Source organism: Candidatus Thiodiazotropha sp. AKIB8, from assembly GCF_058244675.1.
Genome location: NZ_JBSYOO010000024.1, coordinates 1 through 25,823, shown reverse-complemented (window position 1 = coordinate 25,823; position 25,823 = coordinate 1). Strand labels below are relative to the sequence as shown.

The 25,823-nt window shown below is 48.7% G+C and carries 24 protein-coding genes; 2 read left to right on the top strand and 22 right to left on the bottom strand.

Annotation, left to right across the window (positions count from 1 at the left end; all coding sequences use genetic code 11):
• Window positions 1-20: 20 nt before the first annotated feature.
• The 22 genes from rpsO to AC4IFB_RS04510 all read right to left on the bottom strand — a co-directional run bounded on the left by rpsO (window position 21) and on the right by AC4IFB_RS04510 (window position 23,506).
• Window positions 21-290: a 30S ribosomal protein S15 gene (rpsO, locus tag AC4IFB_RS04615; protein ID WP_490779503.1), complete on the bottom strand. Its 270-nt coding sequence runs from the start codon at window positions 288-290 to the stop codon at window positions 21-23.
• 531 nt (window positions 291-821) lie between these two features.
• Window positions 822-1,745 carry a tRNA pseudouridine(55) synthase TruB gene (gene truB, locus AC4IFB_RS04610; RefSeq protein WP_490776134.1) on the bottom strand — a complete coding sequence of 308 codons (924 nt, stop codon included), beginning with the start codon at window positions 1,743-1,745 and terminating at the stop codon, window positions 822-824.
• Between the two features lie 52 nt (window positions 1,746-1,797).
• Complete coding sequence (rbfA, locus tag AC4IFB_RS04605; RefSeq protein WP_490776133.1) at window positions 1,798-2,157, bottom strand: 30S ribosome-binding factor RbfA; 360 nt, start codon at window positions 2,155-2,157, stop codon at window positions 1,798-1,800.
• Window positions 2,158-2,258: 101 nt separating this feature from the next.
• Window positions 2,259-4,895, bottom strand: coding sequence for a translation initiation factor IF-2 (gene infB, locus AC4IFB_RS04600; RefSeq protein WP_490779502.1), 2,637 nt, complete (start codon window positions 4,893-4,895; stop codon window positions 2,259-2,261).
• A 92-nt stretch (window positions 4,896-4,987) separates the two neighbouring features.
• A complete protein-coding gene (gene nusA, locus AC4IFB_RS04595) occupies window positions 4,988-6,481 on the bottom strand; it encodes a transcription termination factor NusA (RefSeq protein ID WP_490776131.1) in 1,494 nt (497 codons plus the stop codon).
• 15 nt (window positions 6,482-6,496) lie between these two features.
• On the bottom strand, window positions 6,497-6,985 hold the full coding sequence (gene rimP / locus AC4IFB_RS04590; RefSeq protein ID WP_490779501.1) for a ribosome maturation factor RimP: 489 nt from the start codon (window positions 6,983-6,985) through the stop codon (window positions 6,497-6,499).
• A 239-nt stretch (window positions 6,986-7,224) separates the two neighbouring features.
• Window positions 7,225-7,977 (bottom strand): DUF1223 domain-containing protein, encoded by a 753-nt coding sequence (locus AC4IFB_RS04585; protein WP_490779500.1) that lies wholly within the window; start codon window positions 7,975-7,977, stop codon window positions 7,225-7,227.
• Window positions 7,974-8,468 carry a peptide-methionine (R)-S-oxide reductase MsrB gene (msrB, locus tag AC4IFB_RS04580; protein WP_490776128.1) on the bottom strand — a complete coding sequence of 165 codons (495 nt, stop codon included), beginning with the start codon at window positions 8,466-8,468 and terminating at the stop codon, window positions 7,974-7,976. Before msrB ends, AC4IFB_RS04585 begins: the two co-directional genes overlap by 4 nt.
• Before the next feature lie 348 nt (window positions 8,469-8,816).
• Window positions 8,817-10,280, bottom strand: a complete 1,464-nt coding sequence (locus AC4IFB_RS04575) for a sensor histidine kinase (RefSeq protein ID WP_490779499.1) — start codon at window positions 10,278-10,280, stop codon at window positions 8,817-8,819.
• An 87-nt stretch (window positions 10,281-10,367) separates the two neighbouring features.
• The gene (locus AC4IFB_RS04570) at window positions 10,368-11,084 is read right to left on the bottom strand and encodes a response regulator (protein WP_490776126.1); all 717 of its coding nucleotides are present in this window, start codon (window positions 11,082-11,084) and stop codon (window positions 10,368-10,370) included.
• Between the two features lie 288 nt (window positions 11,085-11,372).
• Complete coding sequence (locus AC4IFB_RS04565) at window positions 11,373-13,349, bottom strand: alpha-amylase family glycosyl hydrolase (RefSeq protein ID WP_490776125.1); 1,977 nt, start codon at window positions 13,347-13,349, stop codon at window positions 11,373-11,375.
• Between the two features lie 73 nt (window positions 13,350-13,422).
• Window positions 13,423-14,304, bottom strand: a complete 882-nt coding sequence (locus tag AC4IFB_RS04560; protein ID WP_490776124.1) for a carbohydrate kinase family protein — start codon at window positions 14,302-14,304, stop codon at window positions 13,423-13,425.
• Between the two features lie 130 nt (window positions 14,305-14,434).
• The gene (locus AC4IFB_RS04555) at window positions 14,435-15,292 is read right to left on the bottom strand and encodes an HAD-IIB family hydrolase (RefSeq protein ID WP_490779498.1); all 858 of its coding nucleotides are present in this window, start codon (window positions 15,290-15,292) and stop codon (window positions 14,435-14,437) included.
• A complete protein-coding gene (locus AC4IFB_RS04550) occupies window positions 15,289-17,418 on the bottom strand; it encodes an HAD-IIB family hydrolase (RefSeq protein WP_490779497.1) in 2,130 nt (709 codons plus the stop codon). The genes AC4IFB_RS04555 and AC4IFB_RS04550 overlap by 4 nt, the downstream gene beginning before the upstream one ends.
• Before the next feature lie 486 nt (window positions 17,419-17,904).
• Complete coding sequence (locus AC4IFB_RS04545; RefSeq protein ID WP_490779496.1) at window positions 17,905-18,429, bottom strand: nitrous oxide reductase accessory protein NosL; 525 nt, start codon at window positions 18,427-18,429, stop codon at window positions 17,905-17,907.
• Between the two features lie 81 nt (window positions 18,430-18,510).
• Window positions 18,511-19,194, bottom strand: a complete 684-nt coding sequence (locus tag AC4IFB_RS04540) for a nitrous oxide reductase accessory protein NosL (RefSeq protein WP_490776120.1) — start codon at window positions 19,192-19,194, stop codon at window positions 18,511-18,513.
• Between the two features lie 22 nt (window positions 19,195-19,216).
• Complete coding sequence (locus tag AC4IFB_RS04535; protein ID WP_490776119.1) at window positions 19,217-19,897, bottom strand: sulfite exporter TauE/SafE family protein; 681 nt, start codon at window positions 19,895-19,897, stop codon at window positions 19,217-19,219.
• Window positions 19,894-20,388: a TlpA family protein disulfide reductase gene (locus AC4IFB_RS04530; RefSeq protein WP_490776118.1), complete on the bottom strand. Its 495-nt coding sequence runs from the start codon at window positions 20,386-20,388 to the stop codon at window positions 19,894-19,896. Before AC4IFB_RS04530 ends, AC4IFB_RS04535 begins: the two co-directional genes overlap by 4 nt.
• The gene (locus tag AC4IFB_RS04525; RefSeq protein ID WP_490779495.1) at window positions 20,385-21,392 is read right to left on the bottom strand and encodes a hypothetical protein; all 1,008 of its coding nucleotides are present in this window, start codon (window positions 21,390-21,392) and stop codon (window positions 20,385-20,387) included. Before AC4IFB_RS04525 ends, AC4IFB_RS04530 begins: the two co-directional genes overlap by 4 nt.
• Window positions 21,393-21,395: 3 nt before the next feature.
• Window positions 21,396-22,079 carry an ABC transporter ATP-binding protein gene (locus tag AC4IFB_RS04520; RefSeq protein WP_490779494.1) on the bottom strand — a complete coding sequence of 228 codons (684 nt, stop codon included), beginning with the start codon at window positions 22,077-22,079 and terminating at the stop codon, window positions 21,396-21,398.
• A gap of 6 nt (window positions 22,080-22,085) precedes the next feature.
• Window positions 22,086-23,219, bottom strand: a complete 1,134-nt coding sequence (locus AC4IFB_RS04515; protein WP_490776115.1) for an ABC transporter permease — start codon at window positions 23,217-23,219, stop codon at window positions 22,086-22,088.
• Complete coding sequence (locus tag AC4IFB_RS04510; RefSeq protein ID WP_490776114.1) at window positions 23,216-23,506, bottom strand: hypothetical protein; 291 nt, start codon at window positions 23,504-23,506, stop codon at window positions 23,216-23,218. Before AC4IFB_RS04510 ends, AC4IFB_RS04515 begins: the two co-directional genes overlap by 4 nt.
• 460 nt (window positions 23,507-23,966) lie before the next feature.
• Here AC4IFB_RS04510 and acuR point away from each other — a divergent pair, with 460 nt between their 5' ends.
• A complete protein-coding gene (gene acuR / locus AC4IFB_RS04505; RefSeq protein WP_490779493.1) occupies window positions 23,967-24,602 on the top strand; it encodes an acrylate utilization transcriptional regulator AcuR in 636 nt (211 codons plus the stop codon).
• Between the two features lie 49 nt (window positions 24,603-24,651).
• Window positions 24,652-25,638 (top strand): acrylyl-CoA reductase (NADPH), encoded by a 987-nt coding sequence (gene acuI, locus AC4IFB_RS04500; RefSeq protein WP_490779492.1) that lies wholly within the window; start codon window positions 24,652-24,654, stop codon window positions 25,636-25,638.
• Window positions 25,639-25,823 lie beyond the last annotated feature (185 nt).

Sequence of the window (25,823 nt, the reverse complement as noted above, 5' to 3'; positions counted from 1 at the left end):
TGTAAATTGGCGGGGACGGTTTAACGACGCAGACCTAAACTAGCGATCAGGTCTTTATAACGCTGTTGATCTTTAGTTTTCAGATAATCCAGGAGCTTACGGCGTGAATTGACCAAACGGACCAAACCCTGACGGGAGTGATGGTCTTGTTTGTGCTCCTTGAAATGCTCGGTCAGCTGGGTGATTCTGCCAGTCATCAAAGCGATCTGCACTTCTGGTGATCCTGTATCACCTGGCGCGCGCTGGTATTCATCGACGATGGCTTTCTTTTCTGCTGCACTCATTGACATGACGTGTCTCCTGTAGGTTACGTCTATATACAGTGGCCACTTTTCAGGTCTACCCGACAATGAGTTCAGGCTGACCGGACCGGTTTAATTAGACCTGAACCTAGTGGTTCAGGTTAATAATTCACTTCGGGCAATCCCCGAAAGACCGCGTAGTATGCGCGTTCTAGGCTGATACGGCAAGTCAGCCCACTATTGTTACAGAGTCATTAACCAGCCGATAACCCGCAATGCTCAGCTATTGAGTTTGTGTGCTGAGAATATTGCTCGATTTAAACTATCTCCAGGCCTCTTTGAAGTCACTCACTTGGTGATTTTAAGGTCGAATAGTGAGGCCTCTATTCAGCTGTGTTTGGTGGGGCATGGCCCCACCCTACGCATTTTGCGACATCTTCCGTCTAGGGAGAGTGCTTGTGTGCGTACGGTAGGGTGGGGCCATGCCCCACCAAAAGGTGCTGAAATCCAAGCTAAGAAGTTCTAGTTAACTTCAGGTTTTTTAAAGCTTTTCCCTATTCGGCACTCTACGTAACTGAGTTAGCTGCTAGCCTGCATCAGCCGCTTTGGAGCCACTCTCCCATCTTCCAGGATCTGTCCAACACCGAGAAAATCGGTCTTATTGGCATAGAGCCGCACCCAACCACTGGTGGGCGCATTGGGCACCAGTATCGGTTGACCCTGCTTCATGTAGAAGGCGGCATCTGCAGAGAGAGCAACCTCAGGCCATTCGGCAAGGGCACTCTCCAGAGGTAACATCCACTCATCCATCTCTGGAAACTGCCGCTCGGCAAAAGCTTCCTGAATCTGTTCCAGGGTTAACATGGATTGGTCATCATAGGGGCCGACACCGGTACGTCGCAATCCTGTGACATAGGCGCCACAACCCAGACGTTTACCGATATCTTCTGCCAGGGTGCGGACATAAGTGCCTTTGGAGCAACGCACATCCATCTCAAACTCAGGCAAGTCAAAGCTCAACAGATCAAGTCCATGGATATGAATCGTTCTCGGTTCACGCTCTACCTCGATACCCTGGCGAGCCAGCTTATAGAGGCGCTCACCTTTATGCTTGATCGCTGAATACATCGGTGGCAACTGCTGTTGCTCCCCTTGGAACTCCGCCATGGTTTCAAGCAGGGCAGCTTCAGTGACACCACTGGGATCAGCGGTTTCGATGACCTCACCCTCTGCATCTGCTGTGGTGGTGATTTCACCCAGCTTTACTCTGACCTGATAACGTTTATCAGCATCGAGCAGGAATGCAGAAAGCTTGGTTGCTTCACCAAAGCAGATCGGCAACAGTCCGGTCGCTAATGGATCAAGGCTACCGGTATGTCCGGCTTTGGCCGCCTTATAAAGAAATTTAACCTCTTGCAGGGCCTTATTCGAGGTCATGCCTTCAGGTTTGTCGAGCAGCAATACACCATTGATATTGCGCCCTCTATTACGACGACGTCCCATACTTGTTCTCTAAACAATCATTAAAAAAATATTAAGAAGGGAAAAGACCCAATCAGGTCTGTTTCTCAGTAAGCGCTTCGTTGATCAGGTTGGATAGATGCTCCCCCTGCTCAACTGAAACGTCATAGACAAACAGAAGTTTTGGTACTGAGCGTATTTTCATACGCTGCCCAAGCAACCATCGCAGATGACCTGCAACCTGGTTGAGATGCTCTGCACTCTCTTTGTGGGAGAATGTTGCACCTAAGGTTGTGAAAAACACTTTGGCTTGGGAAAGATCCCGAACAACTCTGGCCTCCTGGATGGTCACCATCCCCAAGGCTGCGTCTTTGATCTCTTCGCGAATCAGCTCAGCCAATTCACGTTGCAATTCAGCCCCGATACGATCTGTGCGCTTAAAGTCACGTGACATTTAACGCACCTCGCTCGGAATCAGGACAATGATCACCTTGGAAGCTGGCTTGGATTTGCTGCGCCAGATCGAATAACCGCTCATCATGGTGCCAACCAAACCTAGACCGTGCGCGCAATTTCTGTGCGCTCGAAGACTTCAATGTGATCGCCAGGCTGGACATCGTTGTAGTTCTTCACACCGATACCACACTCCATGCCATTCTTTACTTCATTGACATCATCTTTGAAGCGACGCAGTGACTCCAGAGCACCTTCGTAGATAACCACGTTCTCTCTCAGTACACGGATTGGATTGTTACGCTTGACCATGCCCTCGAGCACCATACAACCGGCAATGGCGCCCAACTTGGAGTTGCGGAATACATCGCGAACTTCGGCCAGTCCAATGATCTCTTCACGAATCTCTGGTGACAACATACCGGAAATCGCTTTCTTAACATCATCGATAATTTCGTAGATGATGCTGTAGTAGCGCATGTCGATGCCCTGCTCTTCAACCACTCGACGAGCACCCGCATCAGCACGCACGTTAAAACCGATAATTATCGCATTCGAGGTGACTGCCAGATTCGCATCTGACTCATTGATACCACCTACACCTGAAGCGACAACACTCACTTTCACTTCATCAGTCGAGGTTTTGATCAAGGATTCCTTAAGGGCTTCCACACTACCCTGCACATCAGCCTTTACGATCACATTCAGGCTTTGAGTCTCGCCTTCCGCCATCTGCGTAAACATCTCATCCAGCTTCGCAGCTTTCTGTGCTGCCAAACGAGTCGAGCGCTGTTTATCATGTCGAAGCTCAGCGATCTCACGTGCCCGACGCTCGTCGCTCACTGCGCGCACATCGTCACCGGCTTCCGGCGTACCCGAGAGTCCCAGAACAACCACAGGTATCGAAGGACCAGCAGTCTTGATCGAACGACCATTCTCATCAAACATCGCACGAACACGACCAAACTCTTTACCGGACACGACCATATCGCCGCGATTCAAGGTTCCGGTCTGAACAAGTACAGTAGCCACAGGGCCCCTGCCTTTATCCAGAGAAGACTCAACTATGGAGCCAGTAGCAGGCCCGACTTCCACTGCGCGTAACTCCAGTACCTCAGCCTGTAGAAGGATTGCATCCAGCAACTCATCAATACCAGCACCGGTTTTCGCAGATACCCGTACGAACATGGTGTCACCACCCCAATCTTCGGGTATGACCTCTTCCTGTGAGAGTTCCTGTATCACTCGATCAGGATTTGCATCTTCTTTATCGATCTTGTTGATAGCCACAATCAGCGGTACACCAGCTGCCTTGGCATGCTGAACTGCTTCCTTGGTCTGGGGCATCACGCCATCGTCGGCTGCCACAACCAGGATGACAATATCGGTCACTTTGGCGCCACGGGCACGCATTGCAGTAAACGCGGCATGTCCCGGTGTATCCAGAAATGAGACCGTACCCTTATCGGTATCCACATGATATGCACCGATGTGCTGGGTAATACCACCCGCTTCGCCGGCGGCTACACGACTGGTCCGGATATAATCAAGGAGTGAGGTTTTGCCGTGATCGACATGGCCCATGATGGTGACCACTGGGGGACGTTGAACCATCTCGCCCTGAGTTTGGGCATCTTCCTCAATACTCAGCAGATCAGCCTCGACATCCTCTTCACGTTGCACGACGGGTACATGGCCCATCTCTTCAACCACCAGTGTGGCGGTATCACGATCCAAGGTCTGGTTGATGGTTACCATCATGCCCATTTTCATCAGTACCTTGATCACCTCAGCGGCCTTAATGGTCATACGCTGCGCCAAATCGGCTACTGTGATGCTGTCAGGGACTTTCACTTCATGGACAACTGGTGCTGTAGGCCGCTGAAAACCGTGTTGCGCATCACTGGCACTGGCAGCCGCTCTGCGTTGCTTACCCGGTTTTTTCTTGCGCTTACCGCGCAACCCTTCAGCCACATGCAGCTCTTTGCGATTGGAATGAGAACCTTTCTCATCACGCCTGCTGTCTTTACGTCCCTTCTTGCCTCGTGCCGGTGCTGGCTTTGCGTCAGGCTTGGCCTCGGCGACAGGCGCAGGTTTTGGTTCAGGCTCGGGTGCAGCCTGTGCTTTCTGCAACTCCACTTCTCGCTTCGCCTGCTCTTCTGCTTCTCTGACCGCCTCTTCCTCAGCCAGACGTTTTGCCTCTTCCTCGGCAGCTTGTTGAGCCGCTTCCTCTAGCTGGGCCTTTTGGGCTGCTTCATCTTCTTCACGTTTGGCAGCTTCAGCTGCTTTGCGAGATTCTGCTTCTGGATCTACAACTTCAATGGATTGTTCCTGTTCCTCAAGCGCTTTAAGTGCCTCTTCAGCTTCTTTGGCCTTACTTTCAACCGACTCCACGTTGGCGCGCTTAACGTAGGTGCGCTTTTTACGAACCTCAACACTGACTGTTTTGGCAGGTGCAGTGGAGGCGCGACTCAATGTACTGCGTCCGCTCGATGTGGGTTGACGTAACTCGCTCACCGTTTTACGTCTGAGTGTTACCTTACTGGGGGCGGCAACGGTAGCCGTCTTCTTTTTGCCATGGCTCTCACGCAGATGCAGCAACAGCTTCGCCTTCTCTTCATCGGATATCCTGTCATCAGCGTTTTTAGCCGAGATACCAGCATCTGCCAACTGTTCCATCAACAGATCGGCAGGAATGCCAACGACATTTGCAAGTTGTGCTACCGTTACTTCACTCATTCATCAGCCTCTCGAATTTGCCTTATCCATCTGTTGCTCTGTTTCACATTCACGCTGGAACTTGATTACTTGTTAAGCACTAGAGGAGTGACTTATTTTGCCTCTTCAAACCATGGGGCTCGCGCCGTCATGATCAATTGGCCTGCCCGTTCTTCATCCATGTCATCGATCTCCATCAACTCATCAATGGACTGCTCTGCCAGATCCTCCATGGTTACCACCCCCCGGCCGGCGAGGGTGAAAGCAAGTTGCTGATCCATTCCATCCATGCTCAACAGATCTTCAGCAGGCTCGCGGAACGCCTCTTCATTGGCGATAGCGCGGGTGAGTAAGAAATCCTTTGCTCTGCTACGCAATTCATTGACAAGATCTTCGTCGAACTCTTCAACGGTAAGCATCTCTTCAATCGGTACATAGGCAACTTCATCGACATTGGTAAAACCTTCCTGTACCAGAATCGCCGCCACGTCTTCATCCACATCCAACTGATCCATGAAAGCATCTATAAAACCTTTCGCTTCCGACTCACTCTTCTCGGATGCCTGAGCTTCATCCATTACATTCAGTTCCCAACCGGTCAATTGACTGGCCAAGCGGACATTCTGTCCGCCTCTGCCGATTGCCTGGGATAGATTCTCCTCGCTGACCGCGACATCCATTGCATGGGTGTCTTCATCAACAACGATGGAGACCACATCTGCGGGAGACATGGCGTTGATTACAAACTGTGCAGGATTATCATTCCAAAGAATGATATCGACCCGCTCACCGTTCAATTCATTAGAGACAGCCTGTACCCGGGAACCACGCATACCGACGCAGGCCCCAACGGGATCAATACGCTGATCCAGTGCTTTGACAGCAATCTTGGCACGCAACCCCGCATCCCGCGCAGCGCTCCTGATATCGATCAGACCTTCACCAACCTCAGGCACTTCAAGCTTGAACAGCTCGATCAGCAACTCCGGCATGGTGCGACTGATAAACAGCTGCGGACCTCTGGGTTCGGACCTGACTTCATAGAGATAACCGCGAATACGGTCGCCTACCCGAATCGATTCTTTCGGAATCATGTGCTCGCGACCGATGAAAGCCTCAGCATTTCCACCCAGGTCCATGAAGATATTGCCCCGGTCGATGCGTTTTACCACACCGGTGACCAGCTCACCTTCCCGGCCTTTATAGGCCTCGACCACTTTGGCCCGCTCAGCTTCACGCACTTTCTGAACGATGACCTGTTTAGCAGCCTGGGCAGCGATTCTTCCGAACTCGATTGATTCAATCGGCTCTTCGACAAACTCACCGACCTGGATATTCGGATTCTCCTCACGAGCGGCATCCAGAATAATCTGCCGCAAGGGGGCATCTGGCTCATCTTCCGCATAGGATTCTACAACTTCCCATTGTCTGTAGGTATCGTAGTCTCCGGAAGTGCGATCTATCGCCACTCGAACCAGAATATCGTCACCATTTCTCTTTCGAGTGGCAGATGCCAACGCGGCTTCAATAGCCTCAAAGATGATTGTCTTACCGACATCTTTTTCGTTGGAAACCGCATCAACGACCAGCAGTATCTCTTTACTCATCAAATGTTTCCTAATTCAAAATTCCGGTATCACTCGAGCCGAATCGATCAGATCGATCTGAATTCGATAGAGCGTTCCATCTTCTTCAATTAAAACCTGATTATCTTCCACGCCACCCAGTTCACCAGTGAAACGGTGACGTCCATCAATCTTTGTTTGGGTCTTGACCCGCACCTTACTGCCTTTGAAACGCTCAAAATGAGCCTTTTCAAACAGCGGCCTGTCCATTCCAGGTGAAGAGACTTCCAGCTGGTAGCGCTCTTTGATCGGATCTTCCACATCAAGCACACCGCTTATCTGATGACTGACTTGTACGCAGTCATCCATGACAATGCCCTCTTCGTGGTCGATATAGACCCGTAACAGCGAACCACCTTTGCCCTGGCTAGTCAGTTCAATGCCCAGCAGCTCAAACCCCAGCAGTTCAACTTCCTGGCGTACAAGGGTTTTAAGTTTTTCTGGCGCAGACCTCATTTTTCCCACCGCAATAAAAAATGGGCACATGGCCCATCCTGTCGTACTCAGAAAACGGGAGGCCGTAACCACCTATTCTCTAAATAAAAAAACCCCGCTATCGGGGTTTTATTATAATGCACTGCGGCTGATGACCGACAGCTATCGCAAAAACTGGTGCGAATTTTAGCATAGGACCTGCCTTCAAGCAATTTTAGTATGGTATTGTCTTTATCTATGTAGCGCCAGAAATGATTCCCTGTCGCAGCCAGACCGCATAGCGTAAAGCTCTAGCCCGGCAACCACCCTCCTGCAGCCTGCACCGGCGCTCCAGTCTCTGGATCACTCAGCCACACCACCACCGCAAGCCGCTTGGCATCATTTACAGATATTTCAGGCCATGAGAATGACCATTTTCCAGTTTCAGCGCCTGATTCAGAGCTGGAATGGCTCAACACAACAAAATTTTCGGATAGATCCCGGCCTCGATTCTCCCCACCACCGATGTGACTCACCAGATCGAATCCGAGAATGGCCAGATTAGCCTGTAAGCCCTTGGCATGGCCACCTGCTTCGGGAATAAATTCAGCGGAAACCCCTGCCCCTGGATCGACCGCTAAAGTGAGGCGACCAACCCGTAACTGTTTACCCGCAGCGAGTTCAGGATGACGAAACCAGCCTCGCCACTCCTGCCCGTCAACGACAAATCCTGGAGTATAGACCGAACCCAGGGCTCCGCTGTGACGATAGTCCCGCTGGCGTTGACTGAATGCGGATGAGGCAAAGCGATCCGGCCAACCCAGACCGTCCCAGTAATCGACATGAAATGCCATGGGGATCAACTGACGCCACAGTCCCGGATGGTTCTCCAGCTTACTTAGCCAACGATCCGCCGGAGGGCAACTGCTGCAGCCATGAGAAGTATATAGCTCCACAAGCCGCACCTGCTCTACCGGACTACTCAGTGTCAGGGTATTTGTCGCTTGCGCGGAAGCTGTTGCCAGCATACCAGACAATAACAGCAACCCAATTCTGGCAGTCATGAGACATCTGGCACAAATTTCAGTGCGACACCGTTATTGCAGTAGCGCAAACCAGTCGGTTTCGGCCCATCGTTGAATACATGCCCGTGATGTCCGCCACAGCGGGCACAATGGTACTCAGTGCGAGGCCAGATGAGCTTATAGTCTTTCCTGGTTCCCAAGGCATTGGGCAGGTAATCATAAAAACTTGGCCAGCCGGTGCCACTCTCATACTTGGTCGAGGAGGCGAAGAGTGGATTGTCGCATCCGGCACAGACAAAGGTGCCCTTACGTTTTTCATCGAGCAGAGCACTGCTGCCAGGCCGCTCAGTCCCCTCTTCCCGTAGAATATGAAATTGCTCTGGAGTAAGTCGCTTACGCCACTCTTCCTCGCTCAAATCAAGTTTTTCCACTTGCGTCATCTCTTCACCCTGCTTTGCAAATACAGAATGCCCAATAATCGGCATCACAGTCGCCACACCCATTAGTTTGATCAAACTTCGACGTTTCATTCAATATCTCCTGTTACATAGGCAAGGGATTCACAAGTCACTCCCTCAATGGGATATCTGACCCAGTTGAGTACAGAGTCGTGGTGTGACTACCAGGTTCGGGGATTGGCTAAGCTCGCGCTCTGTTTATAAACCACTTCTGATTTTAATCTCACACTAATCGTTGGCTACATATAGACAGCGATTATCCCACCAGATTCACCCACAAAAACTCGGTATATTGTGCAGGAAAACCATTCACCATCAGTCACATCTCGAACTCATGGGGATCACTCTATATCTCAGCCATCCAGGGCTGATCACGCAAACATCACAAATCGATCACAGTGGCGACTAGTGTGGGAAAATTCAGGCCAGGGGCAGGGCAAAACTGAAACAGGCGCCACCAGACTCATTATTCTCAGCTTTGATTGTTCCACCCTGCAATTCAACCATGCGACGAGCAATGGCAAGGCCCAGGCCAGCATGCCCAGACTCATGACCGCTCTTGTGTTTACGGAAAAAGGGATCAAATATGTGCTCTAACTCTGATTCACCAATACCCTCACCATTATCTGAGACGCTCACCAGAGCCAGCTTCTCCTGTTGAGAAATGGTCACAGAAACCGCCCCACCCGATTGGGTATGATCCAAGGCATTTCCGATGAGATTATCCAGTACCCGTTCGGTCATGGCGAAATCCGCATTAACAAATGGCAGTGAACGAGGGACCGTCCATTCAACCCGAACCTCTGACTGTTGTGCCGGCAATTGGAATTTCTGAATCACATCCTGAACCAGCTCCGCTAACGGCATTGGCTCACAAGTTGGTTGCTTCTCTCTGGCTTCTAATTGAGCCAGTTCAAAAAGATCCTCAAGCATTCCTTTCAAACGCCTGCTCTGCTTTAAGGCTACTCGCAGATACTCCTGCTGCTGTTCCTTATCAAGAGTATTCTGTTTCATATTCAGGGTTTCAAGATAACCATAAAGTACTGCAAGCGGGGTTCTGAGGTCATGGGAGACTTGAGCCACCAGATCCCTTCGCAGGCGATCCTGCTGTTTCAGTTGCCCCCATTGATCGGCAATTCGTTTTGCCATCGCCTCAAATGTAGCCCCTAGCCGCTCAACCTCATCTCCCTCAGGATTAAAAGTCTCTGCTAATTGCTCTTGATGGGTAAAGCCACTCTGCTGAAACGACACCATAACGCTGGAAAGACGCTGTAGACGGCGAGTCAACCAATGAAACAATAATAGGCCCGTCAGTAAGCCAAACCCCATACTGACCGCAACAGCGCCAGCACTGTATCTCAAGGCATAACTCTCCTGCACTGCCTGTTCGGCGATATCGTACTCTTCACCTCTTAATACCACGTAGAGAAATCCTGCCGCCATATCACCTGCCGGTACTGGCGTTACTGAAAATGCTTTGCGTCGTTCATGGGATCGAGGGTCATCGCCCAACAGGGGAAAGCCTTCTCCACGCAGAAAAGCTTCTATCGGTTTCAGATCCACCTGCTTGCGTTTAACCTTTCCAGCATCTGCGGAGAAGGCGAGGATAGTCCCCAGCTCATCGAGCAGATAGATTTCAATACTGGGATTTATATCCATATAGTCACTGAAGGTTTTCTTCAGTGCCAGATCATTCATTGCACCATCGATGACAAGCCGTCGATCTGAGACTATGCGCTGCGCCAGATCCCGGTTGAAATGTTGGGTAATCTCTTGCAGATAGCGGTCGGTGGTTGACAGGGTGATCAGGGTATATAAAAGCCCGGTAACCAGAAATAGAGCAATCAGTGCGAGGGATAGGCGAGCATATAAGGAGTGAAACATGAGCTTAGTCGCTTTAACCCGGAACCAGGCTTTTCAGGGTTCGACAGCAATGCCAGCTTTTTAGAAAGATTACGGAAGTTTGGTATTTCAAGCGTCTCCCCTCTCTTCGCGAAACTTATAACCCACGCCCCAGACCGTCAAAACATAGTGGGGATCCGATGGATCTTTTTCGATCTTTGCGCGCAATCGGTTGATATGGGAGTTTACTGTGTGCTCATAACCGTCATGGTTGTAACCCCACACTTTGTCGAGTAGCTGAACACGACTGAAAACACGCCCGGGATGTCGCGCAAAAAATAGCAGCAGGTCGAATTCTGTAGCCGTCAATTCAATATCTTCACCCTCAACCTGAACCTTACGTTTTGTGACATCAATGATCAGCCCGCCACTGGTCAGAGTCTCTTGCTGCGCAACTTTATCACTACCCTCTCTGAGGGCATCAATACGACGAAACAGAGCCTTGATGCGCGCCATCAACTCGGGAACACTGAACGGCTTGGTCAGGTAGTCGTCTGCACCCATCTCAAGGCCCAACACACGATCAAGTTCGGTGGATTTCGCAGTCAGCATGAGTATCGCCACATAGTCTTCAGCAGTTCTCATATTTCGACACAGTGTCAAACCATCCGTATCAGGCAGCATCAAATCGAGAATAACCAACTGATATCGATGCTTTTTGAACAGCTCCATGGCTGCCGCACCGTTTCCAGCTATATCCGCATCGTAACCAGCATCATGCAAATGGTTTTGTACCAAATGAGCGATATCCGGTTCGTCTTCAACGATGAGTAGCTTTCGTTGCATCTGTTTTCATCTACCTTTGGCAAGTTTCTAACCAGAACATAGGTATAAGCTGCTCTGAGATCACCTGGATGATAATGCTTTTTGAATCCGTAATGTATGTCATGAGATTCACATTAATATCACGAAAGTATCACAGCAATCTATCAGACCAATCGTAACTACCAACCGGGTTATAAGCATCCAGACACTCAGCCATGAAGGCTTCAAAACGCCGCTGTAGCCCCCTGCTAACTTAGTCCGTGAGCAATCAAAAGACGCTCTGTCATAAATATCAATATCTCAGGGATACTAATACAACTCCGACTCCGGACGTTGATCGGTTAACCAGTAAAACTGATGGGGTGGCACAACCAGCTGTTGCTTGAATAGTTCCGGGCTCTCACCGGAATAGAGATCTTTGAGATTGCCATATTCGAACATACCTCTATTACCTAAGGCACTCAGCTCCATGTACTGTGGCGCACTGTCGAAATTGCAGACCACCAACACGGAGCCCATAGGCATGAAAGGATCGCTCCGCCAGAAGACAAACAGATGCGGGTTCTCTACGTCGATCAGCTCTCGGTTATTAAAATCTGAAAACGCAGGAATACCTTTTCTGGCAGCAATCATTTTTTTCAATCCATCGAATATCTGCTGTTCCGGTGTACCGTGCTGATGGCGACGTGCGGCTCTATCCCAATCGATCTTTGGTCTTTGCATCCAGCGGCTGTCACCCGCCTTATTCTCGTCATTGAGAAAATCCCTGTCATTGAGAGTACCGATCTCGTCACCATAGTAGAGCAGTGGCATACCACCGAATGAGCAGATTAAACTGTGAATCAGCAGTATAACTTTTACCGAATCATTGATAGCTTCAAGATCATTCTGCTCAATGGCAGACTCCAAGCCAACCAGGGATGCCAGGGAACCGGAGATACGAGCATCCCCGGTTTTCAGATTAACGCCGAAGGGTGCACCACGGGCAGGCGAGTCATCATAACTGCCGGTGAAATAGTCGACCAGGAATTTACGGTGCGCGAAAGGCTCATAACCGGCCCGAATGATATCGGCATTATCAAAGCCGAGACCGATATCATCATGGCAGCGCAGATAGTTGAGCCATGTTGCCCGGTCCAGTTTTGTCGGCAGGCTCTGTATGCCCTGCATCAGCAACTGGGTGTTCTTGGTCGCCACCGCATCCCATATCAGCGCCATAAATGTTGCGTTGTAGGCAATTTCGCACTCCTTTGCGATTACTGCATCCTCACCGAAGTATTTAATGATCTCCACTGGCGCCACTATCGCTTCAGCAATAAATAACACCCCAGGCGCGGTAACCTGGCAACAGTCTTTCATGAGTTGTAGCAGCAGGTGGGCCTCACGCTCGTTCTGAGAGGTGGTGCCTATCTTTTTCCATAAAAAAGCAACAGCATCGAGGCGCAGAATATCTGCACCCTGGTTTGCCCAGAACAGCGTGTTATCCAGCATTTCGATAAACACTGCTGGATTGTTGTAGTTGAGATCCCACTGATAGTGATTGAAGACACTCATCACCCATTTGTGCATGCCTTCATCCCAGGTAAAATTACCAGGAGAGGTCTCGGGAAAGATCTCCGGCATTGTCTCCTCGAACATATCGGGGATATCACGATTTTTAAAGGTGTAGTAGTAGTCCTGATATTTCTGTTCGCCAGCCCTCGCCCGCTGCGCCCACTCATGCTCATCCGAAGTGTGATTGAGCACCATATCCAGGACTAGAAGCATGCCTCTTTTACGTGTCGATAGAGCCAGTTTATTGATATCTTCAAGAGTGCCGTAACGAGAATCCACATTGCGAAAATCACTGACCGCATAGCCACCGTCGCTCGCCCCTTTTGGACAGTCCATAACCGGCATCACATGCAGCATATTGACGCCGAGTTCCTGTAGGTAGGGAAGCCGCTCCTCTACGCCTTGCAGATTATTGGCAAAGCCGTCCGCATAGAGTGCCATCCCGACCCATTCCTGACTGAGAAACCAGTTGTGGTGTTTCTCTCGCTCACTGTCGAGTTGTTTGAGGTCGACATGTCGTTGTACATATCGTATTGCCATCACCTCGACCAAGTGAATCATCTGCTCTTTGAAATCATCCCGTTTACCATAGAGGTGATTGAATAGCAGATGAATACCATAGAAGTTGGCACCCAGACGGGTATAAAAATGGCGCAGGTCCCGTTTGCGAATCTCTGTTTTGAGTTCGTCAAGGATTTGATTCAGAAGCGAATGTGCTACCTGCTCATACATAGTGGTTCGCCTGTGGTCGCTCCAACTTACCGCTTCTCTCTTGTTTGGTGTTTCATATCAGGGCCTGTTAACACTAATTCCATTGCGCCATAAAGTCACTATAGAACGATGCGGAGGAGACTGTCGCACCTCTCTGACCCACAATTGCCGAGGCAAAGGCTTGTGCTCGTTTCAAACTGCTCTCCAGTGACCATTGTTTCATCAGCCCAAGCAATATCACCGAGGTAAAAGCATCTCCCGCACCGACTGTATCCACTGTTTCGAGGATAGGTTCAGGAACTATCTCCAGAGGTCGATCCCCGTTACCAGCCAAAACTATAGCGCCCTTCTCCCCTCGCGTCACGATTACCCCTTGCAAACCGTAGGTTGTCTTGAAATCCATAGCTTGCGACAGAAGATCGGATGATTGACCCAGTAACTGCTCAAGCTCATGCCGATTAAGTTTTACCCAGTCTGCTTGAGAGACCCAATCCAATATCTCTTTACGATTCCACCAGGGGGGGCGCAAATTCACATCCAGGAAAATAGTCTTTGCACCACTCTTTTTCAGTTGATCAAGCGCGCTGCGGGCAATCGAGTTTCTTAATCCAAGACTTCCGTGGTAGAGGGTATCGCAAGCGGTATCCTGCAAGGGCAGTGGATCGATGAAGTCATATGCCGCATCCGCCACGATTTCGTAGCTTGGCTCTCCATGATTAATGGTGATTGTCACTTTTCCTGTGGCATGATCTGCATCCTGCTGCACACCTTCGGTCTCCATTCCCCAGCGAGACATAGTCCTGAGAATGGTATCCCCCTCACTGTCCCGACCAACACGACTGACAAAACTTGGGGACTGACCAAAGGCCTGTAGATGCCAGGCAACATTGAAAGGGGCGCCACCAAGTACCTTTTCACCCCCAGGAAAGCAATCGTAGAGAACCTCGCCAAAAATAATCAGTTTTTTATTGTTCATAGATGTCTCATTTCTCTATTTGCAGACTTATAGCCCCTCTCCCTTGATGGAAGAGGGGTTGAGGAGAGGGTGCGCGTCAGACATTTGATGAAATTGGAGCATAGACTGCACTAGCCAAAAAAAATCCTCGTCATCTTGAGTTTTGATTCATAAGCCGACTGGCATATTCCGGATGGTAGTGAGCCAACCCCTCCAGTATCCCCGCACTGTAGTTGCCATTCATTCCCATAAAACCTCCCTTAGCCGGATAAAAGGCATTGGAGAGACCATTTTCATCTACCATTCGTTGAGCCTCACTCAACACCTCTGGTCGGGCATTTGCTACCAGCACTGAGGGCAGATGGCTGGTAAGCACATCAAGATCATTACCACTGTCGCCTGAGAAGAGTGTATCCGCTATCTCATACCCCAGATGCTGACGCAGAAACTCGATCGCCTGGTACTTTCCTGCCCTCTCTGGCAAGAGATCGAGCAAGCCCACCCCTGCCAAGTCATCAATACTCCATATCAGGTTGGCCCGTACACCGAGGTTGATGAGCCGTTTCCTAATCCCTTCCAGTAGTGGACGATGGTCAGCCTCCAGTTCAACATAGAAACTCAACTTGAATGGTTGCTGTTTTTCCGGCTCCTGCATACTAAGGCCAGGCCAATCAGATAACTGTTGAGAAAGTGCCTGGTGAGAATAGCCATTCCAGTCGCTTTCAATCTCTTCCTCCCACTCAGCCCACTTCTCCCATCTGTTTAATCCATGGACCTGGTATAGCGTCGAACCGACATCAGCAATCACATAGTCTGGTTGAGGTAGATCGTAGTCGTTGATCGCATCAATCACCAGAGAACTATCACGACCACTGACATAGGCCAGCTCTACATCTTCAGAGTCACAAAGCTGTTGAAAATAGTCTCTCGCGTCTGGGGATTCAGGCTCAGATCCGTTGGGTATCAGAGTTCTGTCCAGATCAGTACAAATGAGTAGCTTTTGGGTCATATGTCTTCAGGTACATGGCAACTTTTGAAAAAGTCATAGTGTTCGATTGCCTCCAAAATGCCCAAGGCATGGGATTGACTGGCGAAGTAGATACGCTCCAGGTCAACCATATGAGAGAGCTCTTCATGATGTCGGTTGGCCACCACCACGGCAAGCGTGTTACCTCGCATCATATCTTCGTCAGAACCCGAGCCCCCTGCAACCAGGGTATTCTCAAGAGGCACATCCAGACGTTGCGCCACATAGCGCAACGCCTGCCCTTTTGACGCCCTTGATGGCAATACATCAAGGAATTGACCGAATGCATGAATGACGTTACAGGTCAGCTCCTCTTTGTGCAGCAGAGTATTGATTTCATCAACAGAAGGCGCCTTGTTTGGATCATAGTGGTAGGCCAGTTTAAAGTAATGCTGATCCCGTTTCGGTTGAGGTTTGATGCCTGGCAGATCCGCCATCACTCTACGAATGCTTTTGGGTTGCCACAGATGGTCAATGTGGTCTCCCCAGTAATCATCCATGGAAAGACCTTGTGAGTAGTGAATTTTAGTGCCTAAGCTGGTGATTAATACATCCGGAATCGGAATGGAGAACTTTTTCATGATCTGCAGTGCATCATCCAAACGACGTCCTGTTGCTATGCCAAATGTGGCACATTTTCGGTTATTCCGTACAACCTCTATAAAACGCTTCAATCCGGTTGGGTTACCTAACAGGTTTTGATCCAGGTCTGTAAAGATTGCCCTGTCCCTGTATCGATATTTAACGTGTCTGGGTGGCTTGGTGGGTATCCTTTGATGTGTATCCGGCATCGGCGTTATCAGCGAAAGATATTTTTTCGCATGGGCCTTCCATGAGTAGTGTTTGCGAACACCGGTGAGTCCGTTGTTGGCGAATTTTTGCCACAAATCATTGTCGTGCAGAATTTTCAGTAAGCTGCGCCGGATCGCCTTTTTATTCAGTGGATCGACCAATAGACCGTTTTTGCAATTACCGATGATATCCACTGGCCCGCCATTTTCCGTAGCAATCAATGGTAATCCGCTTGCTGCAGCCTCAAGCAGAGTCAAACCAAAGGGTTCCGTTAACGCCGGATTGACGAACACCCCTTTGGAGTCAGTTGCCAGCTGATAGATCTGTGGCACCTCCCTGGCTAGATGGCGTTTTGGAACTGCCACATGTCCATACAGATCAAAAAGGTCGATGGTCATCAGGATTTCAGTCATAACAGACTGGGGACCACTATCCATATCCCGGATGTCGTCACGATTACCGGCAACAATCACCAGATTTGCTGCATTCTGCAGTTGGGTCGATTCCCCGTAGACTTCCAGCAGGGTGAGAATATTCTTCCGTTCGTCAGCCCGGGAAAGGGCAAGAATAATTGGCTTTTCAGGATCTTGAAGAAACCTGGCCAGGGACTTTTTAAATGAGATTTTTTCCCCTGCTACAGGTGGATGAAATTTAGTCAGGTCGGTGCCAGGCGGTATGACCGCCATACTCTCCGGCTGATAGTAGTTATAGAGGCTGTACTGCTCTTCGATTTCATTGTGGGTACTGGTGATCACCAGGTCGGCGTTTGCCAGCACCTCCTCTTCAGCCTCGACCCGCCGTTCCATGTTATAACGAATGCCAATCTCTTTTCGAGTCAGCCCCTTGGCAAGTAGCTGTTGCTGTTTATCCCGACCCAGAGAGTGACCGGTATGCACTAATGGAATACCCAGCAGATGAGAAAGTCGCACACCAACATATCCAGCATCAGCATAATGGCTATGGACAATATCGGGCATGCGGGGCTGGGTTTTCAGCCAGTTGAGCAGATTATCCATGAAGCTGTCCAGATGATCCCATAGGATCTCCTTGGCTAGGTACCCTTCAGGCCCTGCTTCAACACGGACAATTCTTGCCTTGGGTGAGAGCAATTCCAAAGGCTCAGCGTAGTCATCACTGATCTCCGGATCTACGACCCTTCTGGTCACCAGATCAACACGACTGACCTCATCGCATTCAGCCAGGGCTCTGGCAAGATCCACAACATATTTGGTTTGGCCACCGGTATCTGCATCACGTCCCAATTCCAGATCGTGACTACGAATCAGCCCATGAACACTTATCAGACAGATATACATCGCATATTCTCCCCGGCACTGATGCATGAGACAGGAAATCCCGCTCAATCGGAATAATCGAAGATGGCAATGCTTGACCGCCTTGTATAGAGCGACTCTCCCCCAAAAAAGATATGAAATAGATACTTAATGTTAAAGGGTTGGGCGCTGAAACTATCAGTCAGGTAATCCATTTCACTGCAAGCATCAACAATATCTATATATTCAGGTGGCCCTAGATAACCTCAGAATAAGTCCGGGTCGAACAGATTGTCGATCAAAATGCTCCACTTCAATGTACAGATCACACCTAACAGTTCGCTCTTTGCGAAGACCTGCAATGAAGAGAAGGTACATTTTTCACAACAAGATGTCGGCTCCTGGTTTGTTCAGAGACTCCCTGGCAAGGTCGCCTGAGAATGTGCCGTGTCTAGGGATTAATAGTATCAGATTTGTACTTACTAATCAGGCCATAGATATTCATGCATCGAGCATGACATTCGCGGGCTATTTCACGACTGGGCCCAACTCAAATACGCCTTCGTCCATATTAAACAACAGACGCGTTTTTATCTGATCAAATTTCAGGATCGAGACACCCTGATGGTCCAGCTTGAACTCTTCAGCCTCTTCCCTGCTTTCCAGTGGAATCAACTCATGCCCCATGGGGCCTAAAATATCGGAGCCGATGACATAGTATGCGCTGTGTGCATCTATTCTCTGAAGACCGTAGTATTCAGTCACACCTATGCTTTCGATCTCACTCGTCTGATGATTCGGCGCCCATTTCGACAGATCCAGCAGATATTTAAAAAGATCCTTTGCACCATCGAAATGGTGCGCGTGACCATCCTTGTAGACTACTGTCGCAATCCATTCAGGATATTTTGCAACGAACATCCCACATACTGGACAGGTATCCCTTGGGCCAGGATCAGGCAGATCCACACTCTCTGCGGCCAGGATATTCACTTGTAACAACAAACAGCAAAGTAGCATCGAACTAACGATCTTTTTCAAACCAAATAACATTCACACTTTCCGTTTATCAATTTTTCCAAAAGAGATGTTCCATTAACCCGGCAACATATGTGCCGGGTTAATGAGAGAGTGTTACCCTTTTTTCTGTTTCATCTTTTGCATCATCTTCTGACGGCGTTCAAGACGTTTTTTCCGAACCATCAGGGTATCCTTTGCCATCCCTATATACGCCTCACTCAGCGCTTCATCAAAACCTGCTATCTCACCGCCTTTAGCTGCCTGCACTGCTTTTGCAGCCTCAGCTGAAGAGAAAGCCATTTTGCTCCTGGTGGTCATCGTACCCTTCAACTTAGCCCCTAACAGATAACTTACGTCATCCACATTAACCATCGGCTTGATCTCTTTGTCTGCACCGAAGTCGGCTGCATAGATCGCTTTAGGACCACGATCGATATTTAACGAAAGGCTGATTGCCAGACAGTGAATTGAACAGGTGCCATCCACCAGGCCATCATCGTAGTGAACCAAATGTCTGCTATGGTGCCATTTAGTACGATCCATGCCGCAATAGGGACACTTGGAATACTTTTCAAGCTCATTTTCCAATGGCTTATCGTCTGGCGTGTTCTTCGGGATAAACTGTAGTGGTGTACCATCTCCATCACAGGCACTATCCGATGCTTTCACCCATCCCTTTCCAGGCACCATCACACCAACGCCCTGTCCCGCTATCGCACCACCTGATAAGCCAGCCAATCCGGCCACAGATAACATCTTCAGCAGATTGCGACGCTCCTTATTACTCTCTTCACACATAGTCTACTTCTCCTTTTCTAAATTACCAATTGGCCAATCCCCGCATGATGTCGAAAAAAATCACACCTTCATACAGGGTCCAAAAGCCAAGCAACAAAACTACAAGACCGGCCATTTTAGCCAACCTACCTCTAAACACAGATCCGACATAAACTCCAGATAAGGTAACTACGACCATGGATGGCAATGTACCAGCACCGAAGCTCATCATGAGTAGTCCAGCCTGTAGCGGGTCTGCAGTGGATAGTGCTTTTACCGCTACAGAAAAAACCAAGCTGCATGGCACCAGGCCATTGAGTGTGCCTGCCGTCATCGCTGTTACCAGAGATGACGAGTTGCTCAGAGTGGCAACAGGAACAGCGACTACAGCAGGCTTTCCAGGGTTTATCTTCAACAAGGGTATACCGAGCATGTTCAAGCCGAGCAACAGGATCAACACCCCCGCCACAATCATCAGGATGCCTTGCGCTTTACCAACAATGCCACTCTGAACCAGTACCTGACCCACAAGGGCACCAGCCACCCCCAGCATGGTATAGACAGCGATACGCATACCATGAAATGCAAACAGTGAACTTATCCTGTATCTCGGAGCCTGGTTGATAAAAAATCCAGCATTGATACCACTGCACATACCGAGACAGTGAAAACTACCTAAAATACCTGTCATAAAGGCCAGACTGAGAGTAAATTCAGAGTTCACAGCAGCTCACTTACAAGTTGTTCAAAAAGCTCAGCTGATGACTCGCCGATGATACGGGTATGTAACCTGCCCTTCCTGTCGAGAAAAAATGTAGTGGGCAATCCAATGACGCCATAGTTGCGCGCTGTAGCGCCTTCATCGTCAAGTAGAACGCCATAACTGATTGCCAGCTTATCTATAAATGCGGCGGCAGTTTCACGATCCTGCCTGACATTCAATGCAAGTATCACCAATCCTTTATCTTTCAATTTTCTATAGACGGGCTCTATATCCTGCATCTCGCTTTCACAGAATGGACACCAATCTGCCCAGAAGCGAATCACCACCACCTTGCCGTCAAATTGATTGGGGTAGTGTTGCAGCTCACCATTCAGGTTTAATAGTTCAAATTCCGGCGTCTGCTTGCCTTTATCCAGCGCGGATGTATCCGCCTGACAGCCCAATAGACTGATCAGCATCAGCGCTACACCAAGAGTATCTTTTAGTTTCACCACCACACCTCAAGCATGGTTAGATTTGAGCGCCACACAGACCAAGCTGCTGTCAGGAAAAACTGCATAAAGAGTATGAGTGAGAGCCAGCTCAGCCTGGGAACCATCGTTGTTACGCTAGCCGTCAGACTTGGAATGCTCCTCCAAGGAGAGATCACTCCGACACTCAGTGATAGAGCCGCTGCCAGAAACAGGGGTATATAGAGAAAATACCCCATATAGTCATGCCCCTGCTTGAGAATACAAAAGGGACAGTGGTGGTGGGGATGCTCGTAGATATAGAGCGATATAAACGACACAATGGAGATCAATGAGACACAAAATGCTGCAAGCCCAGCCAACGAAAGTAACCAACCATTACGACCTTTCAAGGCAACCCAAAGCGCACTGAAAAGCACTAAAACCGATGACACTACCAAAGCAGGCATGGCCTTGCCTGGCGCTATAGCTGATATCTCTGCAGCCACCCCATCCGCTTCAGCGGAGAAGAGGGTTCCACAGCAGGAGGTGATCAGATTGGGGTCCATCTCACTAAAATGAAACCACTGTAGAATAAACTCTGTTATCGCCATCGGGACAGCAATCAATAGTAATCCATATTTATACCTGATAAGAGGATAGTCATATCCCCGATTATCGAGATAGTTTAAAGCTAGCCAGGCTGCAGCAAAAAAGAACATAGCAACCTTTAAAAACAGGGTTGGCCAACCCCAGGGGTTAACATTAAGCACTCCAGTTGCACACATTGCCCCAACAAATTGTCCTGACATTGATTCAGCGTTATAGATAAACAGCAGTAGTGATAGAAACTCGAAGCTTAAGGCCCAAATCAACAGAGTCGATATCAGATAGGTGCGACGTTCAAGTATAAGTTGCTGTTCACTACCACTTTGAATATCCCAGAAACGGATTATGTGGATTGCGAAAGCCGCAGCAAAAATCAACATTATGGAGACTATTGCAGAAACCATAATCAACGCCATGATGGAAGAGTCGAATATCACTGCTTACACATCCTCAGACACCACACAGCCATCATGCAGTTCCACTAGCCGATCTATTACATTTGATTCAAATACCGCCGGATCATGACTGGAGATCAATACGCTCTTTCCCGCTTTACGGAGTTCATCGATCAGTCCCATGAACTCAGCTGAAAGTTGGCTATCGAGATTGGCTGTGGGTTCGTCAGCAATCAGTATTTGTGGTTCATTGATCAATGCCCGACATATGGCAACCCGTTGCGACTCACCACCAGACAACCACTCCACCATGTTGTCAGATTTATTTGCAAGGGCGAATTGATCAAGCAGTCGATCAGCTCTGGCTTTTAAGCTTTTGTATGGCAAGCCCTGCGGATAGGCAGGCAACATTATATTTTCCAGTACACTCAACCCTGGGATCAGGTTAAAGCGCTGAAAGATAAAGCCGAAGGTATGTCGCCGAACTTCTGTCAAAAAACGTTCCGGCAGGCCGGATATAACACGCTCACCCAACTGAATTCGTCCACTGGTTGGACGTGAAAGACAACCGATCAACGACATCAATGTCGTTTTTCCTGATCCGCTGGCACCTTTCAAACAACTGACCTGGTTAGCTTCAAAGTGAGTGGTTATACCCTGTATGGCACAAAACTCATTTGCTTTACCCTGGTTAAAAACCTTACGGACATCTGTGAGCTGAATCAACATAGATCTCTACCGCATAACCGCATCTGGATCAGTAATTGAGGTGCGCCATACCGGAATAATTGTCGCCAGGATATAGGGGAGCACAGTAAAAAAGAACAGGGTTGCCAGTTGCAGTCCATCTACGATCGGTGTCAGTTGGAATCGAGGATAAAGAACAGCCCAGCCCTTGAGCACAGATTCAAACAGACCGGCGGAAGCAAAAAATACATGGGCATAGGCAGCCAGATACCCTAAAAGAAAGGCCACCAGTGAGATGATTGCACCTTCCCAGAACTTCATGCGCATCACATCGCTGGTCTCCCAGCCTACTGCTTTGAGTATCCCAATCTCACGTCGTTCTTCTGCACTCAAGCCTGAGGCCTTATCCCAGGCGAAAATCACAAAAGCCAGAATAGACCCCATCAACAGAACAAAGATAACGCCCTGTCTCCAGGAAAATACACTATCGTAGGTTCGTAAGATCTCTTCTCTAAGGATTGGTCGACTATCTGGTAGCAACAGCACCAATTTCTCTGCAACTTTGCGTACCTCACGAGGATTTCTCACCGACAATACCAAATCGCTATAAAACCCCTCAGGGATATCAAATAGGCGACGGAACGCCAGTGGTGACATTAACAAAAGGTCAGTAGTGACCAGCTCTGACTTCCTGTCCAGTAGCTTGGAAACTTTAAAAGAGTAAGCCTCTCCAGATTGAGATCTCAGGGTGAGATAGTCACCCAACGATAAGCCTCTGGTTCGGGCAATACCGGCACCGATAATAATCTCAGTTATCGGTAGTGACGCCTGACCAGCAGTCATGACGGTATAGTTTGCCTTAACGGCAGGGTCATAGTAGTAACCCCAAAGACGTCCACTCTTTTGAGTGACACCGCGCAGCTTTCCGATTTTTTGCAGATATTCTTCCGGCACCAAGGCATTTCGACCGGCCTGTAATCTTTGAACGATAATTTCGGGGGAGTTTTCCAGCATACTCACTGCCTCTTTACGCAAGGCATGAGTAAATAGCATTACCGAAGCAAGCATGAAGATAATCAGGGTATAGACTGTAAGCAGCGCAAAACTCTTACCCTTGTTTCTAACTAAAGTAGAGAGGGTATAGTCAATCAGATATTTGTGTTTACGTAGAAAAGAGATCACTGCAACAATCCCGAAGGGGGCGGTAGTATTGAACCGCTGGGAAAGTGCTCAATAGCACCTGGATGGTCTTGAAATGGTGAGTGAAGATCTGTCTGTGTTGGATGACGTGTATAGCGTGCCTCAGTAAATAGCGCCAGATCGGTTAAACCCAGCTCTCTCACCAGGTTTCCAGCTTGCACCACTGCAACAGGAGTCTGCCTCTGTTGAAAGCAACTCACAAATATCGTGGAAAAAAAGCCTGCCAGCATAACCAACAGACAGACAAGAAAGGTGTTGGATCTTCTCATTAATCGCTTAAGTCATCTATAAACCCTGCGAGTCTATCTGAGCCGATCTTCCAGTCTCATTGACATGAATCATTTATTGAACTTTTATAAAATTTTTGCGTTATATGACCCATTTTGTAACGTACAGATTGTGGGATATGGCCTGTTTTCCGTTTTTTGCTTGGAACTATCTCGACAGTGTCAAACCAATGCTGCCAGGTAGTAGCCACTCAACTTTATGCTGAAGGTGGGCAAATGCCACCTGCTTAGGAGGGATTACTGTGTAAGGTTAAGGGCATTTTTTCAGTACTAAAGCAACACCCGTAGAGATATGAAATTTGTATTAAGTCGATTATCGTCACCTTTTTGGTGGGGCATGACCCCACCCTACCCTCTGCATCTTTTTAATTTCCAGCAGTTGACTCTGGAGTTGAAAGCCTATTGATTTGATTTAATTAGACGATCGGTCTATTATTTCGCCATGTCTCCAGTTTCTGCAGTAAAACGTGGTCGAGGCAGACCGCCAAAGGATCAGTCTCTGTTCAGTGAAGCAAAAGCTGAACTGATACGTGCTGGCATGGAAATCCTCACTGAAAAGGGATTTTCCGCTACGGGTATTGATGAGATCCTGCGAAGTGTCGGCGTGCCGAAAGGCTCCTTCTACCACTATTTCAAAAACAAGGATGCCTTTGGCTCAGAACTGATTCAGAACTATACAAAATTCTTTGAACACAAATTGACTAAATATTTGAGTGACGAAAAGCTCCCTCCCCTGAAACGCCTTGAAGCCTTCATGAATGACGCAATCGAAGGCATGTCAAGATATGAGTTCAAACGGGGTTGTCTTGTCGGCAATCTTGGCCAGGAGATGGGTAGCTTACCAGAGCCATTCCGTTTTCAATTGATAGCTGCATTGGAGAGTTGGCAAAATCAGGTTGAACAATGCCTTGAGCAAGCCAAAGTCATGAAGCAGATTCCAACTGCAATAAATTGCAAAGAAGCCGCCTATATCTTCTGGACCGGGTGGGAAGGTGCAGTACTTAGATCAAAACTTGAGCGTAATCCGTCCGCACTACACAGCTTCTCAAAGTTTTTCATAGGCAGCCTTAAACCCTAGATTTTTTTACATTTTATTAGACGATCGGTCTATTTTAAGGAATATGAACATGTTTAAAGGCATCTTGATTGATAAGCAAGACGATAAATACAACGTCGACATTACAGAGATTGATGAATCCTCACTCCCTGAAGGTAATGTTACTGTTGATGTTCAATACTCATCTATCAACTACAAAGACGCATTGGCAATTACCGGCGCCTCTCCTGTTGTTCGCCGTTTCCCGATGGTGCCTGGAATTGATCTGGTTGGTAGTGTTACCCACTCATCCCACGCCGATTACAGTAGTGGTGATTTAGTTGTCTTAAACGGCTGGGGTGTTGGAGAAGTTCATTGGGGAGGGCTCGCCCAAAAGGCCAGATTGAATGGTGACTGGTTGGTTCACCTCCCAACCTCATTAGAACCCAAGCAGGCAATGGCAATAGGAACTGCAGGTTATACCGCAATGTTATCTATCCTTGCACTTGAGGGTAACGGCGTCACACCAGACAAAGGAGAGATACTTGTAACAGGTGCATCAGGCGGTGTTGGTAGTGTTGCGATTGCGGTGCTTTCAAAACTTGGCTACAAGGTTGTTGCACTGAGCGGAAAGCATGAAGAAGAGGCTGAATTCCTGACTAATTTAGGCGCTTCTGAAATTATCCCAAGTGAAGAACTTTCAAAACCAGGTAGACCACTGGCTAAGGAGCGCTGGGCAGGCGTCGTTGACGTGGTGGGATCTCACGTACTTGCTAACGCATGTGCTTCTACAAAATATGGCGGTGTGGTAACAGCATGTGGCCTTGCAGGTGGAATGGATTTTCCGGCAAGTGTTGCGCCATTCATTTTAAGAGGCGTGTCACTGATTGGTATTGATAGCGTTATGTGTCCGAAAGCAGTTAGACAGGAAGCATGGAACCGCCTTGAAAAAGACCTGGATCTGTCAAAGCTTAGTAGAATAGCTGATGAAATCGCTTTATCCGATGTCATCGACACAGCAAATGACCTGTTAGCCAGAAAAATAAGAGGCCGACGCATCGTTAATGTTAATAGATAGCGTTCGTTTCAGCTGGACATGGTGCGGCAGGGCCGCACCCTACAGGTGAATTTATTTTGGGAGTCATCACGATTCAGTTTAGCCTCTCCGGCGAGTCACCTTCCTCGTTGAATACAGTAACCCGTAGCCTGGATGAAGTGCAACGGAATCCGGGAGAACAGTGCACCAAACTTCCTGGATTCCGC

Bases quoted from the DNA above. Each gene is read 5' to 3' on its own strand.
- rpsO (WP_490779503.1), bottom strand. From the start codon at position 290: ATGTCAATGAGTGCAGCAGAAAAGAAAGCCATCGTCGATGAATACCAG.
- truB (WP_490776134.1), bottom strand. From the start codon at position 1,745: ATGGGACGTCGTCGTAATAGAGGGCGCAATATCAATGGTGTATTGCTG.
- rbfA (WP_490776133.1), bottom strand. From the start codon at position 2,157: ATGTCACGTGACTTTAAGCGCACAGATCGTATCGGGGCTGAATTGCAA.
- infB (WP_490779502.1), bottom strand. From the start codon at position 4,895: ATGAGTGAAGTAACGGTAGCACAACTTGCAAATGTCGTTGGCATTCCT.
- nusA (WP_490776131.1), bottom strand. From the start codon at position 6,481: ATGAGTAAAGAGATACTGCTGGTCGTTGATGCGGTTTCCAACGAAAAA.
- rimP (WP_490779501.1), bottom strand. From the start codon at position 6,985: ATGTGCCCATTTTTTATTGCGGTGGGAAAAATGAGGTCTGCGCCAGAA.
- AC4IFB_RS04585 (WP_490779500.1), bottom strand. From the start codon at position 7,977: ATGACTGCCAGAATTGGGTTGCTGTTATTGTCTGGTATGCTGGCAACA.
- msrB (WP_490776128.1), bottom strand. From the start codon at position 8,468: ATGAAACGTCGAAGTTTGATCAAACTAATGGGTGTGGCGACTGTGATG.
- AC4IFB_RS04575 (WP_490779499.1), bottom strand. From the start codon at position 10,280: ATGTTTCACTCCTTATATGCTCGCCTATCCCTCGCACTGATTGCTCTA.
- AC4IFB_RS04570 (WP_490776126.1), bottom strand. From the start codon at position 11,084: ATGCAACGAAAGCTACTCATCGTTGAAGACGAACCGGATATCGCTCAT.
- AC4IFB_RS04565 (WP_490776125.1), bottom strand. From the start codon at position 13,349: ATGTATGAGCAGGTAGCACATTCGCTTCTGAATCAAATCCTTGACGAA.
- AC4IFB_RS04560 (WP_490776124.1), bottom strand. From the start codon at position 14,304: ATGAACAATAAAAAACTGATTATTTTTGGCGAGGTTCTCTACGATTGC.
- AC4IFB_RS04555 (WP_490779498.1), bottom strand. From the start codon at position 15,292: ATGACCCAAAAGCTACTCATTTGTACTGATCTGGACAGAACTCTGATA.
- AC4IFB_RS04550 (WP_490779497.1), bottom strand. From the start codon at position 17,418: ATGTATATCTGTCTGATAAGTGTTCATGGGCTGATTCGTAGTCACGAT.
- AC4IFB_RS04545 (WP_490779496.1), bottom strand. From the start codon at position 18,429: ATGTTATTTGGTTTGAAAAAGATCGTTAGTTCGATGCTACTTTGCTGT.
- AC4IFB_RS04540 (WP_490776120.1), bottom strand. From the start codon at position 19,194: ATGTGTGAAGAGAGTAATAAGGAGCGTCGCAATCTGCTGAAGATGTTA.
- AC4IFB_RS04520 (WP_490779494.1), bottom strand. From the start codon at position 22,079: ATGTTGATTCAGCTCACAGATGTCCGTAAGGTTTTTAACCAGGGTAAA.
- AC4IFB_RS04510 (WP_490776114.1), bottom strand. From the start codon at position 23,506: ATGAGAAGATCCAACACCTTTCTTGTCTGTCTGTTGGTTATGCTGGCA.
- acuR (WP_490779493.1), top strand. From the start codon at position 23,967: ATGTCTCCAGTTTCTGCAGTAAAACGTGGTCGAGGCAGACCGCCAAAG.
- acuI (WP_490779492.1), top strand. From the start codon at position 24,652: ATGTTTAAAGGCATCTTGATTGATAAGCAAGACGATAAATACAACGTC.